Here is a 15,969-nt window from a genome sequence, read left to right on the forward strand (position 1 = left end):
TTGACTCTGGGGAAGCGCGGCCACTTAACTGCCAATCCCCACAACTGCCCCACGTATCTGGAGAGTTCATGCGGACTCCGGGACCTTCTTGGTCCAATGACTTTTCCCTGCCGCATTCGGTCATCGTGATCAACCCTCTGCAACGGCCGTCCCCACGCCTGACCGCCACGGCCGCTGCCACCGGCGCGGTCGGTGTGCTCGAACTGCCCACCGGGGACCCCCGGGAGGTGGTCGACCTGCTCGACCGCACCTGCCGCTGGTCGTCCGTTCCGTTCGGCGTCCGGATACGTGAAGGCTGTTCGGCGACCGCCGACGAGCTGCCCGAACTCGTGGACACGGTGCTGCTCGCCGACCCCACCCGGTCGCCCGCCGAGTTCACCGGCCGCCGCGTCCTGGTCGAAGTCACCAGCCTGGACGAGGCGTTGAGCGCCACCGAGGCCGGTGCCGCCGGACTGATCGTGCGCGGCTCGGAGAGCGGCGGACGCGCGGGTGAGCTGAGTACCTTCGTCCTCCTCCAGCAGGTGCTCGCCGAACCCGCCCTGGACCTCCCCGCCTGGGCCTGCGGCGGCATCGGACCGCACAGCGCCGCCGCCGCCGTCGCCGGAGGCGCGGCCGGAGTCGTACTCGACACCCAGCTCGCGCTGTTCGACGAGGCGGGGCTGCCGACCGAGCTCACCGGTGTGCTCGCCGGGCTCGACGGCTCGGAGACCGTGCTGCACCACGGGGTGCGCGTGCTGCGCCGCCGTGGCCCCGGCGCCCCCGAACTCCCGCTCGAAAAGCCCGAGTTCACCGCCAGGATCGGTACGGACGATCTCCGTACCCAGTTCGTCCCCCTCGGCCAGGACGCCTTCCTCGCCGCCTCCTTCGCCGAGCGCTGGACCACGGTGGCCGAGGCCGTACGCGGCATCGCGGCCGCCATGGCCGACGCGTTCGCCGACGACACCCCCGCCGCCGCGCTGGCGGCCGGGTCGGCCGGCGCGCGCGCACTCGGTACCCGACTGCCCGTCGCCCAGGGGCCGATGACGCGCGTCAGCGACGAGCCCGCGTTCGCCGCGTCGGTCGCGGCCGAGGGCGGACTGCCGTTCCTCGCGCTCGCGCTGGCGAACGCCGACCGGACCCGCTCGATGCTGGAACGCACCCGCGACGCACTCGGCGACGCCAAGTGGGGCGTGGGCGTGCTCGGTTTCGCCGACGAGGACATCAAGGCCGCGCAGCTCGACGTCGTACGCGAGTTGAGGCCCACGCACGCGATCATCGCGGGCGGCAGGCCGGCCCAGGCTGCCGCGCTGGAGGCGGAGGGCATCACGACCTTCCTGCACGTGCCGTCGCCCGGACTGCTGCGCCAGTTCCTGGCGGCGGGCGCGCGCCGGTTCATCTTCGAGGGCGCCGAGTGCGGCGGACACGTCGGACCGCGCAACAGCTTCCCGCTGTGGGAGGCGCAGACCGAGGTCCTGCTCGAATTCCTCGCCGAGGCCGGTGCAACTGCCGGAGCCAAGGCCGGGGCCAAGTCCGGAGCCAAGGCCGACGACGAGGCCGCCGGGCTGACCGTGCTCTTCGCCGGCGGCATTCACGACGAGCGGTCGGCCGCGATGGCCGCCGCGCTGGCCGCCCCGCTGACCCGCGCCGGTGTCGCGTTCGGCGTACTGATGGGCACCGCCTACCTGTTCACCGAGGAGGCGGTTCACGGCGGCGCCATCCAGCCGCTCTTCCAGCGCCGCATCCTCGACGCGGAGCGGACCGATCTGCTGGAGACGGCGCCCGGCCACGCCACCCGGTGCGCGCGGAGCGCCATCAGCGAGGACTTCGCCGCCCTCAAGGACGAGCTGCGCGAACAAGGCGTGCCCGACCGGGAGATCTGGGAACGCCTGGAGCGGTTCAACGTCGGCCGGCTGCGCCTCGCCAGCAAGGGCATCGAGCGGGTCGGCGACGACCTGCTCGCCGTGGACGAGACCCGGCAGGCCGACGAGGGCATGTTCATGGCCGGTGAGGTCGTGGTGCTCCGCGAGGCGGTGACCACCGTCGCCGCGCTGCACGACGCCGTGAGCGAGGGCGCGGCCGGCTGGCTGCGCGCCAGGGCCACCGAACTGCGCGGCCCGCTCGGCATCGGCGCGGCGGACGAGCGGCCGGCTCCCGAGCCGCTGCGCGTCGCCGTGGTCGGCATGGCCGGCATGTTCCCCGGCGCCCCCGACCTGGCGGACTTCTGGGCCAACATCCTCGCGGGCAAGGACTGTGTCACCGAGGTCCCCGCCCAGCGCTGGGACCAGGAGCGCTACTACGCGCCGGACGGCGACGGCGAGCGGACCCCGTCCCGCTGGGGCGGCTTCCTGCCCGAGATCCCGTTCGACCCGCTGCGCTACGGCATTCCGCCGGCCTCGCTCGCCGCCGTCGAACCGGTGCAGCTCCTCGCGCTGGAGGCCGCGCGCCGCGCGCTCGCCGACGCGGGGTACGACGCGAAGGGCACCGACCACGCCCGTACGTCGGTGGTGTTCGGCGCCGAGGCGGGCAGCGACCTGTCGAACGCGACGACGCTGCGTACGGTGCTGCCCGGCTACATCGGCACGATCCCGCCCGCGCTCGACGAGCAACTGCCCAAGCTCACCGAGGACTCGTTCCCGGGCATGCTCGCCAACGTCATCGCGGGGCGGGTCGCCAACCGGCTCGACCTCGGCGGTGCCAACTACACCGTCGACGCGGCGTGCGCCTCCTCGCTCACCGCCGTGGACGTCGCCTGCAAGGAACTCGTCTCCGGCACCAGCGACATGGTGCTGTGCGGCGGCGCCGACCTGCACAACGGCATCAACGACTATCTGCTGTTCTCGTCCGTGCACGCGCTCTCCCCCACGGGCCGCTCGGCCACCTTCGACGCCGCCGCCGACGGCATCGCCCTCGGCGAGGGCGTGGCCTGCGTGGTCCTCAAGCGCCTCGCGGACGCGGAGCGCGACGGCGACCGCGTGTACGCCGTGATCGACGGGGTGGGCAGCGCCAGTGACGGGCGCGCGCTCGGTCTGACCGCGCCCCGCCCGGAGGGACAGCACGCCGCCCTCACCCGCGCCTACCACAACGCCGGTGTCTCGCCGGCCGATGTGGGACTGGTCGAGGCGCACGGCACCGGGACCGTCGTCGGGGACCGTACCGAACTCAGCACGCTCACCGAGGTGTTCACCGAAGCCGGTGCCGAGGTGGCCAGTTGCGCGGTCGGCTCCGTCAAGTCCCAGATCGGGCACACCAAGTGCGCGGCGGGGCTCGCCGGACTCATCAAGGTCACACTCGCGCTGTACCACGGGGTGAAGCCGCCGACCCTGCACCTGAAGGAGCCCAACGCCGCCTGGAAGGAGGCGAGCAGCCCGTTCGTCTTCCACACGACGGCGACGCCGTGGGCGGTGGAGCCGGCGGAGCGTGTCGCGGGAGTGAGCGCCTTCGGATTCGGCGGCACCAACTTCCACGTTGTTCTACGCGCGTACACCCAGGCGCCACCTGCGCATTCCCTGGACACGTGGCCGGCCGAACTCTTCACGTTCCGGGGGCAGGACGCCGAGGCGGCCCGACGCTCGGTGCGGGCGCTCCAGGACCTCTTGGCCAAGGGCGGCCCGTGGAAGCTGCGCGACTACGCGCGTAGCGCGGCACGGCGAAGCGACCGGTCGGCGGTGCGCGGCGAGCGGGTATGGATCGCCGTGGTGGCGAACAGCCTCGCCGAACTGCCCGAGCTGCTGCGCCGCGCGGCGGAGGGCGAGCACGCGCCCGAGGCCGGCATCCACACGGCCGGGGCCGGGATCCAGACGCCCGAAGCTGGCATCCAGTCGGCCGACGGGAGTGCCGGTGACGCCGAGGGGAAACTGGCGTTCCTGTTCCCCGGGCAGGGCAGCCAGCGTCCCGGCATGCTCGCCGAACTCTTCGTCGCCTTCCCGGAGTTGCAGCGCTACCTCCAGCTCGGCGCACGCTGGGCCGACGTCCTCCACCCGCCGGCCGCGTTCGGCGAGCAGGGCAAGGCCGGGCAGCTGGCCCGCATCACCGACACGGCCGTCGCCCAGCCCGCCCTCGGCGTGGTCGAACTCGCCGCCGCCGAGCTGCTCGCCTCCGTCGGCGTACGCCCGGACATGGCCGCGGGGCACAGCTACGGCGAACTGGTCGCGCTCGGCGTGGCCGGGGCGCTCTCCCCCAGGGACGTCATCACGGCGAGCGCCGCGCGCGCCGAGGCGATCCTGTCCCGGACGGCTGGCGGTGACGCCGGCACGATGGCCGCCGTCACCGCGTCGCCCGAGCAGGTGGACGAGGTGCTGCGGCTGGCCGGCCTCAACGGGGAGGTCGTGGCCGCGAACCGTAACTCGCCCACCCAGACGGTCATCTCGGGACCGACCGAGCAGGTGGCCGCGGCGGTCTCGCGCCTGCGGGACGCCGGCCACTCGGTCAAACCGCTCCAGGTGGCCTGCGCCTTCCACAGTCCGCTGCTGGCCGGCGCGGGTGACGCGTTCGCCGAGCGGCTCGACCGACTGACCGTGTATCCGCCCGCGTTCGACGTGTGGGCCAACCGTACGGCGGAGCCCTATCCGACGGACCCCGCCGAGGTACGGGCGGGGCTCGCCGCCCAGATCGGCTCGCCGGTCAGGTTCGCCGAGCAGATCGAGTCCATGTACGCCGCCGGTGCCCGCGTCTTCGCCGAGGTCGGTCCTGGCCGGGTGCTCAGCCGGCTGGTCTCGGCCGTCCTCGGGGACCGTCCCCACCGGACGATTCCGCTCGACGGCGGACGGCCGGGCGGCCTGAGCGGTTTCCTCACCGCGCTGGCCCAACTCGCCGTCAACGGGGCCGACGTCCGCACCGGCCGCCTCTTCCTGGGCCGGGACGCCGTCGACCCGGAGACCGCGGTCGCCGAGCGCAGCCCCGGCTGGACCGTGGACGGCCAGCTCGTCCGGCTCGCCGACGGCACCATTCCCCCCACCGCCCTGCACCCCGCCCGACCCGTTACGGAGCTGATCGTGCCGGAGAACCAGTCCCCCCACAGCGCACCGGACGCGCTCGTCGCCGAATTCCTGCGCACCAGCCGCGATCTGGTCGCCGCCCAGCGCGACGTCCTGATGACCTACCTCGGCGGGCCGGGAGCGGTGGCAGCCGTCCAGGCGCCGGCTCCCGTCGCCTGGCAGCCGGCGGCCGTCGCCGCCGTCGCCGCACCGACCGCACCGTCGGTCCTCGCACTGCCCGCCGCCGCGTCCCCCACCGCGGCGGCGGGCCCCACCACCACGCCCGTCGCGGAGGCCGAGGCCACCGCGTCGGCGACCGACCCGGAATCGGTGCTCGCCGCCGTCCTGACCGTGGTGGCGGACCGCACCGGCTACCCGGTCGAGATGATCGAGCCCGAGCTGGATCTGGAGGCCGACCTGAGCGTCGACTCCATCAAGCGCGCCGAGATAGCCGGCGAACTCGCCGTACGCCTCGGCCTCCCCCTCGACGCGAGCGGCGAGCTGGACGGTCTCAGCACGGCGCGCACCGCGGCCGGCATCACCGGACTGCTCGTCGAACGGCTCACCGGCACCGCCGACGCCCCTGAGGCGGAGACAAAGCCGGAAACGGAGACGGCCGCGGCCGAGACCTCACCTGCCGAAGCGGAGATCCTGGCCCCGCAGCGCCTGGAGTTCACCGAGGCGCCGCTGGAGAAGGTGACCGGCTCGATCGCCGCCGGAGCCGCCGTACTGCTGCTCGGCGGCGGCGAGTTGGCCCCCAAGCTGGCCGAGCGGCTGCGCGCGGCCGGTGCCTCGCCCACGCTCGTACCGGCCGGTGAGCTGCCGACGGCCACCGCCGACGCCGTGGTCCTCCTCGACACGCTCGACGCGGCGGAGCCGCCGCTCCCCGAAGCCCTCCCCCTGTTCCAGGCGGCGCTCGCGGGCGCACCGGGCGCTGTCATCGCCGTCGAGCGCAGGACCGAGGGCGCGGCCAGCGGGCTGCGCGGCTTCTTCCGCAGCGTTGCCCGCGAGTACCCCGACACGAAAGCGACCCTGGTCGAGGTGGCGGCCGACGCGACCGCCGACGCGGTGTCGGACGCCCTCGTCACCGAACTCGCCGCCACCGAACGGGAACCGGTCGTCCTCACCGACGGCGGGAAGCGGCGTGCGCTGCGGCTGACCCCGACCGATCTCGGCGCGCTCGCCGCCACCGGAGCCGGCCCGGCCGGCGAGGGCCAGGCGGAGGCCGAGGCGGCGGGGCTCGACCGGGAGTCGGTCGTCCTGCTGGTCGGCGGCGCACGCGGCATCACCGCGCGCTTCGCCCGCACGATCGCCTCGGCGAGCCGGTGCCGTATCGAACTCATGGGCAGGACCCCGGTGCCCGCCGCGTCGGAGGACCCGGCAACCGTCGGCGCCGCCGACCGCGACGGGCTGCGGGCCGCCTTCCTGGCCACCGGCCTGACCTCTCCCGGCGAGGTGGAGCGCCTGGTCGGGGCGGTGCTCGCCGAACGCGAGGTGCGGGCGACCGTCGACGGGCTGCGAGCGCTCGGGAGCGAGGTCCGCTACCACTGCGTGGACGTGCTCGACACGGAGGTCGTACGGGCCACGGTGAAGGACATCTACGCCGAGCACGGCAGGCTCGACGGTGTCGTCTACGCGGCCGGGGTCATCGAGGACAAGCTGCTGGCCGAGAAGTCCACGGAGTCCTTCGGCCGGGTGTTCTCCACCAAGGTCGACGGCGCGCGCGCCGTGCTCGACGCGGTGGACGTGCTGCCGCGCGGCCCGCGGTTCGCGGTGCTGTTCGGCAGCATCGCCGCCGCGCTCGGCAACCGCGGCCAGTCCGACTACGCCGCGGCCAACGACGCGCTGGAGGAGCTGGGCCGCCGCTGGTCGACGGACGACCGCCGCGGACTGACCGTGCACTGGGGCCCCTGGGCCGCCGCCGAGACCAACGGCGGCATGGTCACCCCCGCGCTGATGCGCTCGTACGCGGCACGGGGCATCAAGCTCATCGACCCCGAGGAGGGGCCGCTGAGCCTGCTGCGTGAACTCGCCTGGGGCGCGCCCGAGGTGCACGCGACCGTCTATACCGCGTCGGGCTGGTGACCTCGGTGGACTCGCGCACACCGGTCGCCGTCGTCGGCATGGCCGTGTACTTCCCGGGCGCCAACGATCTGGAGAGCTACTGGCACAACATCGTCAACGGCGTCGACTCGATCACCGAGGTTCCGGCGGGCCGCTGGGACGAGGAGTTCTACGCGCCCGGCGGTCCCCCGCGCAGCGACCGGGTGTACTGCCGGCGGGGCGGATTCGTCGACGAGAGCGCCGAGTTCGACGTGACGCGGTTCGGCATCATGCCGACCTCCGTCGCGGGTACGGAGCCGGACCAGCTGATCGCGCTCGACGTGGCCCATCAGTCGATCGCCGACGCCGGTGGTGAGCCGGTGCTGCCGGCGGACCGGCAGCGGGCGGGGATCGTGCTGGGCCGGGGCGGTTATCTGACGCCGGGTCTGGTCAGGCTGGACCAACGAGTGCGTACGGCCAACCAGTTGGTGCGCACCCTGCGCGAGCTGGCGCCCGAGCTGGGCGACGACCGGCTGGAGGAAGTGCGGTCGGCGTTCGCCGGTCAACTCGGCCCGGAACAACCGGAGTCGGCGATCGGGCTGGTGCCGAACCTGGCCGCCTCCAGGGTCGCCAACCGGCTGGACCTGCGCGGCCCGGCGTACACCGTCGACGCCGCCTGCGCCTCGTCGCTGGTGGCGGTCGACCACGCCGTACGTGAACTGGACAGTGGCCGCTGCGACGTGATGCTCGCGGGCGGGGTGCACCACTGCCACGACATCACGCTGTGGAGTGTGTTCAGCCAGCTCGGCGCGCTGTCGCCGAGTGAACGGATCCGTCCGCTGCACCAGGGCGCGGACGGTGTGCTGATCGGTGAGGGCACCGGCATCGTGGTGCTGAAGCGGCTGGCGGACGCGGAGCGCGACGGCGACCGGGTGTACGCGGTGGTCTCCGGCACCGGGGTGGCGAGCGACGGGCGTTCGGCCAGTCTGTTCAACCCCGATCCCGGCGGGCAGGTCCGCGCCGTACGGCAGGCGTGGGACGCGGCGGGACTCGACCCGCGCGCGGCCGACGCCATCGGTCTGCTGGAGGCGCACGGTACGGCCACCCCGGCCGGTGACCGTGCCGAACTGACCACGCTCGCCGAGGTGTTCGGTCCGGCGGTGGGAGCGCGTGCCGCGATCGGGTCGGTGAAGTCGATGATCGGTCACACGATGCCGGCCGCCGGTATCGCGGGGCTGATCAAGGCGGCGCTCGCACTCCATCACGGGGTGCTGCCGCCGACGCTGCACTGCGAGGATCCGCATCCGGCGCTGGAGGCGACCAGGTTCACGCCGTTGTCGAAGTCGGCTCCCTGGGAGAGCCCCGTCACGGGCGCGCCGAGGCGGGCGGGCGTCAACGCCTTCGGTTTCGGCGGCATCAACGCCCATGTCGTGCTGGAGCAGGCGGCGTCGGTACCGGCCTCGTCGGTACCGGCCGCTGGGGGCGTGACTGTCGACAGGCGTACGGCGCGGGCGACGGCGACCGTCACCGAACCGGAGCGGGTGCTGCGGCTCGCCGCCCCCGATCAGGCGACGCTCGCCGCGCTGCTGGACGCCGACGACTCGACGGTCCTGGCGGCCGGTCTGAGCGAGCACGAGCACGCGCCCGCCGCCGGTCCCGTCCGGCTCGGCATCGTGGACCCGACGGCGCGCAGGCTGAAGCTGGCCAGGAAGGCGGTCACGAAGGGCGCGGCCTGGCGCGGGCGCAGCGACGTGTGGTTCAGCCCGCGTCCGCTGCTCGGTCCGGGCGGCGGCACGACCGCGTTCGTCTTCCCCGGGCTCGAAGCCGAGTTCGAGGCCCAAGTGGACTCGCTGGCCGAGCGGTTCGGGCTGACGTGGGCGCCGGGGCACGATGCCAAGGTCGGTGACGTGGGGCGGCACGGCGCGGCGGTCTTCCAGCTCGGGAGGCTCCTCGACACGGCGCTGCGCAGGCTGTCCGTGGTGCCGGACGCGGTCGCGGGACACAGTGTCGGCGAGTGGACGGCCATGGCCTGCGGCGGGATTCACGCGGCCGACGAGGTCGACACCTTCCTCGCGGGCTTCGACCCGGACGCGCTGCGCGTACCCGGTGCGGCGTTCGCCGTGCTCGGGATGCCCGCCGACCGGGTGCTCGCCGAACTGGCGGGCCGGAGCGACGTCGTGCTGTCGCACGACAACGCGCCGAACCAGTCGATGATCTGCGGTCCGGAGGAGGCGGTCGGCGAACTGGTCCACCGGTTCCGGACCGAGGGCGTGATCGGGCAGGTACTGCCGTTCCGCTCCGGCTTCCACACCCCGATGCTCGCCCCGTATCTCGATCCGATCAGACGGGCCGCCGAGACGTACACACTGCACGTGCAGTCCACGCCGGTCTGGTCGGCGACGACCGCCGCGCGCTATCCCCAGGACCCGGCTGCCGTAAGGGAGTTGTTCGTCCGGCATCTGCTCGAACCGGTGCGGTTCCGGCAGTTGATCACCACGATGCACGAGGCGGGGCACCGCGCGTTCATCCAGCTGGGTGCCGGTCAGCTCGGCTCGCTGATCGACGACACCCTGGCCGGCAAGGACCGGCTGGTCGTCTCCGCGCACTCCTCGGCGCGGGACAGTCTGGCGCAGCTGCGCCGGGTGGTCACCGCGCTGTGGGTGGAGGGCGCGGCCCCGGACGTCGGTCCGCTGCTCGGATCCACGCCCGGCACGGCCGCCGCCACGGGAACGCGTGCGAGCGCGGGTCGCACCCGGCCCGGCGTACGGCTCGACCTCGGCGGGGCACTGGTGTCCCTGCCCGAGCAGGCCAAGAAGCTCCTCGCCGACAGCATCGGCCACCCGCCCGCCGCCCGTCCCATCGGCGACGGCAATGCCCTCGACCGGCTGGACGCGCTCGGCCGGGCCGGTGCCGGGTTCCCGATCGCCGCCGAACTGTCGGCGCTGATCAACGACACGGCGGCGGTCGCGGACGAGCTGATCGCGGCACGGGCCACGACGTACCGGGCGACCGCGACAGCCCCGGCCACGACGGCGGTACCCCCGCCGCCGGAGCCCGCCGTCCCCGCCGTCCCCGCCGCGCTGCGCGTGGACGTCGCCGAGATGCCGTACCTCCTCGACCACTGCTTCTTCCGGCAGCGCCCCGGCTGGCCCGACGAGGGCGACCGGTGGCCGATCGTCCCCGCCACCACCGTCATCGGCCATCTCATGGAGATCGCGGAGCGCGCCGTGCCCGGGACCCGGGCGGTCGCGGTCCACGACGTGCGCCTGCTGAAGTGGATCGAGGCGATGCCCGCCGTCGATGTGCCGCTGGAGGTACGGCAGTTGGCGGCCGACCGGGTCGAGGTGAGCCTCACCGGCTACTCGCGCGCCGTGGTCGAACTGGCCGCCGCCCACCCCGCGCCGCCCCCGGCCTGGCCGGTCGACACCACCGCCGAACGGGTGCCCGGCCTGACGGCCGAGCAGCTCTACGACGAGCGGTGGATGTTCCACGGGCCGCGCTTCCAGGGCGTCAGCGAGCTGACGGCCATCGGCGACCGGTGGGTACGCGGGGTGCTGACCACCCCCGAGGCGCCCGGCGCCCTGCTCGACAACGTCGGTCAGCTGCTCGGCTACTGGATCATGGCGACGCTCACCGAGCGCACCACCGTGTTCCCGGTCCGCATGGAGCGCATCCGCTTCCACGGGCCGCATCCGCGGCCGGGCGAGCGGCTGACCTGTCTGATCCGGATCACCGAGGTCACCGACCTCACGCTCACGGCCGACATGCAGCTGATCGGTGAGGACGGGCTGGTCTGGGCGGAGTTCACCGGCTGGCAGGACCGGCGCTTCGACACCGACGCCAACATCCGCGCGGTGGACCGCTTCCCGGGCGAGAACACCCTGTCCACGGAGCGGCCGGGCGGCTGGGCGATCGTCCACGAGCGCTGGCCGGACCTGGCGACGCGCGAGCTGATCATGCGCAACATGCTGGGCAGCGCGGAGCGGGCCCGTTACGAGGGGCTGCCGCCGGTGCGCAGGCGCCAGTGGCTCCTGGGCCGGATCTCGGCCAAGGACGCGGTGCGCCGGCTGCTGTGGCGGGAGGGCGCGGGCGAGATCTATCCGGCCGAGATCTCCGTACGCAACGACACGTCGGGGCGCCCGCTGGTCGAGGGCGTGCACGGGCGCGCGCCGGGCGAGCTGACCGTCTCGATCGCGCACCGCCGCGAGACGGGCGTGGCCATCGCCGCGCGCGGCACCTGCGGTATCGACATCGAGGAGATCGTCGAACGGCCGCGCGCCACGGTCGAGACCTCGTGCGACACCTCCGAACTCACCCTGCTCGACGCTCTGGTGGCGCGGTCGCCGGGCAGCGGCGCCCTGTGGTTCACCCGCTTCTGGACCGCCAAGGAAGCCGTCGCGAAGGCGCGCGGCACCGGCCTGCGTGGCCGCCCCGCGGAGTACCGCGTGGTGGCCGCCGACGAGAGGCGCGCACGCGTGGTGGCCGGGGGACGGCTCTACGAGGTGCGCCTGGAAGAGACAGCCAATCCGCCGGGGCTGCCGGAGCGGCAGTACGTCGTCGCCTGGACGACGACCGAGAACGACGCCCGCACAGACCGCACAGATCGTATGGAACGCACAGACCAGGCAGACCGCACAGACCAGATACACCTGACAGGAGATTCGGCATGACCACCGAAATCGATGCAACCGTGGCCACGGCCGTGGAGAGCGACATCACCGCGATGCTGCGGACCATGCTGGAGGAAGACGGTCTGGACGACGCCGAGATCACCCGGGAGACCACCTTCCACGACGATCTCGAACTGGAGAGCATCGACCTGGTGACGCTGGCCGGTTCGCTGCGCGAGCACTACGGCGACCAGGTCAACCTGGCCCTGTTCATCGCCGATCTCGAACTGCACGAGATCATCGCGCTCACGGTCGGCGAGTTGGTCGACTATGTCGCCGCCTCCCTGCACACTGCCGGGCAGGTCTGATCCGATGGCGAAGATACGCACCGGGGACATCACCACCCACGTCCAGCGGCTGCCCGCCGCGAACCCGCCGGCCGACGGCGGGGATCCGCCGGTCGTGGTGTTCGTCCACGGTCTACTCACGGACAGTCTGGCCAGCTACTACTTCACGCTCGGCCCGGCGTTCGCGGCGGCGGGCATCGACGTGATCATGTACGACCTGCGGGGGCACGGCCGCAGTGACCGGCCGGCCACGGGGTACCGGCTCGAATCGTTCGTCGGGGATCTCGTCGGCGTGCTCGACGCGCTCGGCGAGACGCGCCGGGTGCATGTGGTCGGCAACTCCTTCGGCGGCACGATCGCGACCGCGTTCGCCGCCTGGCACCCCGACCGGGTCGCCACCGTCACCATGATCGAGTCCGAGCCTCCGGTGGCGGAGTGGACCCGGCACATGGCCGACGGACTCAGGGACGCCAAGAACCAGCTCGCCCGCGAGGAGGTCATCGGCTGGATCTCGGCGAACCACGGCGCGCACACCGCCCGGCTCTCGCGGGGGGCCAGCCGCATCCTGGCCACGACCACCCTGGCCGAGGACGTCCCGGCCGGCCGTGTCATCGACGACGGCCTCGACGCGCTCGACGGCTGCCCGGTGCTCGCGATCTTCGGTGACGAGTCCGGGCTGAGCGCCCAAGTGCCCGAGCTGGAGACCAAGTTGGTGTCCTGCCGCACCGTGGTCCTCGCCGAGCAGGGCCACTCGGTGCTGGTCGAGCGCACCGAGGAGACCCAGGACCTGATCCTGCGCTGGGTGCGGGAGCACACCCTGGCCGAGGCGGTGCGGTGACACGGTTTCTGCTCGTCGTCCCCCCACTGGTCGGTCACACCAACCCGCTGGCCGCCGTCGCCGACGAACTGTCGGGGCGCGGCCACGAGGTGGCGTGGGCCGGTTACGGCGACCAGATCCGCGCGCTCGCGGGCCCCGGGGCCCAGGTCTACGAGTGCGCCATGCCGGACAACGGGCTGAGCCGGCCGCCGGGCCTCGCGGGGCCCGGCGCCTTCCAGCACCTCTGGGAGAAGTTCTTCGTCCCGCTCGGTGATCTGATGGCGCCGGGCGTCGAGGCGGCGATCGACGGGTTCCGTCCCGACGCCGTGTTCACCGACCAGCACGCCGTCGCGGGCGCGCTGGTCGCCGAGCGTCGCGGGATCGTGCATGTCACCTCCGCGACCACGTCGGCCGAACTCGTCGACCCGCTGGCGGAGTTGCCGAAGGTGGGCGCGTGGCTGGCCGACCTGCTCGGTGCACTGCGGGCCCGGATCGGTGATCCGGCCGCGCAGGGCGATCCGCGTTTCTCGCCGCACGGCGTGATCGCCTTCACCGGGCGCGAGTTGGTCGGCGAGACACCGCTGCCGGGCGGGGAAGTCCATCTGGTCGGCCCCGCCGTCGCACCGCGCGCCGGGGGTTCGGACTTTCCGTGGGACCTTCTCGACCCCGGGCGCCGCCTCGTTCTCGTCTCGCTCGGCACGGCCAACGCGGACGCCGGAGGCCGCTTCCTCACCGAGGCGGTGACCGCGCTGGACGCGCTCGGCGACCGGGTGCAGGGGGTCGTGGTCGATCCCGGCGGCACCCTCGGAGCCGTACCGCCCGGTGTGATCGTGCGGCCGCACGTGCCCCAACTCGACCTGCTGGCACGGGCCGACGCCGTCGTCTGCCACGCCGGCCACAACACGGTGTGCGAGACGCTGTGGCACGGCCTGCCGCTGGTGCTCGCCCCGATCCGTGACGATCAGCCCATCGTCGCGGGACAGGTGGTCGACGCGGGCGCCGGTGTGCGGGTCCGCTTCCGCCGCGTGGACGCCGCCCGGCTCGGTACGGCGATCGAGACCGTGCTGGACGACGCCGGCGGGCACCGGGCCGCCGCCGAGTCCATCGGCCGGTCGCTGCGCGCGGCGGGCGGCCGGTCCGCCGCCGCCGACCACCTCGAACGGATCGCGGCGCGGCATGCCCCCGTCCCCGCCTCCGGCTGACCCCCGGCCCACTCACCTCACCCCGACCGCAACCACGGGACCCCCCATGACATCGGCTTCCGCTCCCCCCGACTCCCGCACCGAACCCGCCGGTGACGCCAAGACAATTGACACCACGTCAGACACCCCGGGCGCGCCAGGCACGGCTCCGCTGCGCGTCCTGCTCGGCTACGCCAGGCCGCACCGCCTCGTCCTGGGCGCCACACTGCTGCTCCTCCTGGGGGCCAGCGGGGCCGGCCTCGTACAGCCGCTGGTGGCGCAGCACGTACTGGACGGACTCGGCGACGGCAGCGGGGTCATGGGTCCCGTGCTGCTCCTGGCCGGCCTGGTCGTCCTGGGGGCGGTGCTCACCGGACTCCAGTCCTGGTGGCAGCAGCGCACCTCGGAGCGGGTGGTGCGGCAGATCCGCCGGGATCTGGTGTTCCGGCTGATCCGGCTGCGGGTGCCCGAACTCGACCGCCGCGCGCCGGGCGATCTCATCTCCCGCGTCACGTCCGACAGCACGCTCGTGCAGAACGCCGCGACCGAGGGCCTGGTGATGGTCGCCAACGGCGTGCTCAGCATCCTGGGGGCCGTGGTGCTGATGGGCCTGGTGCATGTGGGACTGCTCGGGGTGACCGTGGCGGTGCTGCTCGGCGTCACGCTGGTGATGGTGCTCATCCTGCCGCGGATCCGTGAGGCGGTCGCCCGTTCGCAGGAGTCGATCGGCGCCGTCGGCGCGGCGCTCGACCGGGCGCTGGGCGCGGCCAGGACCGTGAAGGCCAACGGCGCGGAGGGCCGGGAGACGGCGTTCGCGGGACAGGCCGTCGACGGCGCGTACCGGGCGGGTCTGGTCGGCGCGCGGTACGTGGCGATGGTGAAGGTGCTGTCGGGCGTCTCCATCCAGGCGGCGTTCCTCGCCGTGCTCGGGGTGGGTGGCGCGCTGGTCGCCTCGGGGAGTCTGGAGGCGTCGGCGCTGATCGCGTTCCTGCTGTACGTGTTCTACCTGGCGAGCCCGATCGGCTCGCTGGTCGCGGGGCTGGGGATGCTCCAGCAGGGGCTCGGCGCCGTGGGGCGTATCGAGCAGGTCGGGCGGATGCCGATCGAGGACGACGTGGATGACGTGGACGGAGACGGTGCTGAGGTGAACGGCGCCGCGCGCGGGGGCCGTTGGGACGGAACGGACGCGCCCCCGGTCGAGTTCCGGGACGTCCACTTCTCCTACCCGGACCGGTCCCCCGCACTGCGCGGCATCTCGTTCACGGTGCGCGGCGGCACCCAGAGCGCGCTGGTGGGTCTCTCGGGTGCGGGAAAGACCACGATGTTCGCCCTGCTCCAGCGGTTCTACGAGCCGGCGGCCGGCCGGATCCTGATCGGCGGTGTGGACATCGCGACCCTGCCCCGCGCCGAGGTGCGCCGCCGGATCGCCTACGTCGAGCAGGAGTCACCCGTCATGGCGGGGACGATCGAGGAGAACCTCACGTACGCGGCTTCGGACGTGTCGGACGAGGAGGTCGCGGAGGTTTTGCGGCTGACGCGGCTCGACTCGCTGATCGAGCGGCTGCCCGACGGGCTGCGGACGGAGGTCGGCAGCCGGGGGGTCGCGCTCTCGGGCGGTGAGCGGCAGCGGCTCGCCATCGCGCGCGCTCTGCTGCGCGGTCCCGAGGTGCTGCTGCTCGACGAAGCGACCGCGCAGCTCGACGCCAACAACGAGCGGGCGCTGCGCGAGGCGGTCGAACAGGCGGCGCGGCGCTGCACCGTGCTGCTGATCGCGCACCGGCTCTCCACGGTGACGGGCGCGGATCAGATCGTGGTGCTCGAACACGGTCGGGTACGTGGCACGGGAACCCATCAGGAACTGGTCGAGGCGGACGTGCTGTACCGCGAACTGGCCGCGTCCCAGATGCTGGTGGGCGACGACGCGGAGGTCTCCGCGATCGGCGGAGCCGGAGCCGGTGCCGATGTCGGTACCGGTGTCGGTGGACCGGCCGGGGAGCCGGTGCCGGTGAATCGGTGAGA

At 73.4% G+C, this 15,969-nt stretch carries 6 protein-coding genes; all 6 read left to right on the forward strand.

All coding sequences use genetic code 11. The features are described 5' to 3' along the window. The first annotated feature begins 68 nt into the window (after positions 1–68). The 6 genes from ACFT9I_RS00940 to ACFT9I_RS00965 are packed head-to-tail and all read left to right on the forward strand — an operon-like array spanning position 69 to position 15,967. Entirely contained in the window at positions 69–7,037 is a 6,969-nt protein-coding gene (locus ACFT9I_RS00940; RefSeq protein WP_382559026.1) for an SDR family NAD(P)-dependent oxidoreductase, read from the forward strand. Then, positions 7,034–11,665, forward strand: coding sequence for a beta-ketoacyl synthase N-terminal-like domain-containing protein (locus tag ACFT9I_RS00945; RefSeq protein ID WP_382559028.1), 4,632 nt, complete (start codon positions 7,034–7,036; stop codon positions 11,663–11,665). The genes ACFT9I_RS00940 and ACFT9I_RS00945 overlap by 4 nt, the downstream gene beginning before the upstream one ends. Continuing rightward, positions 11,662–11,973: an acyl carrier protein gene (locus tag ACFT9I_RS00950; RefSeq protein WP_382559030.1), complete on the forward strand. Its 312-nt coding sequence runs from the start codon at positions 11,662–11,664 to the stop codon at positions 11,971–11,973. Before ACFT9I_RS00945 ends, ACFT9I_RS00950 begins: the two co-directional genes overlap by 4 nt. A gap of 4 nt (positions 11,974–11,977) precedes the next feature. Then, positions 11,978–12,790: an alpha/beta fold hydrolase gene (locus ACFT9I_RS00955; RefSeq protein ID WP_382559032.1), complete on the forward strand. Its 813-nt coding sequence runs from the start codon at positions 11,978–11,980 to the stop codon at positions 12,788–12,790. Next, positions 12,787–13,971: a glycosyltransferase gene (locus ACFT9I_RS00960; protein ID WP_382559033.1), complete on the forward strand. Its 1,185-nt coding sequence runs from the start codon at positions 12,787–12,789 to the stop codon at positions 13,969–13,971. The genes ACFT9I_RS00955 and ACFT9I_RS00960 overlap by 4 nt, the downstream gene beginning before the upstream one ends. A gap of 46 nt (positions 13,972–14,017) precedes the next feature. Next, a complete protein-coding gene (locus ACFT9I_RS00965; RefSeq protein ID WP_382559035.1) occupies positions 14,018–15,967 on the forward strand; it encodes an ABC transporter ATP-binding protein in 1,950 nt (649 codons plus the stop codon). Positions 15,968–15,969: the final 2 nt, after the last annotated feature.

Origin of the sequence: Streptomyces sp. NPDC057137 (genome assembly GCF_042670825.1) — a bacterium.
Classification (GTDB): domain Bacteria; phylum Actinomycetota; class Actinomycetes; order Streptomycetales; family Streptomycetaceae; genus Streptomyces.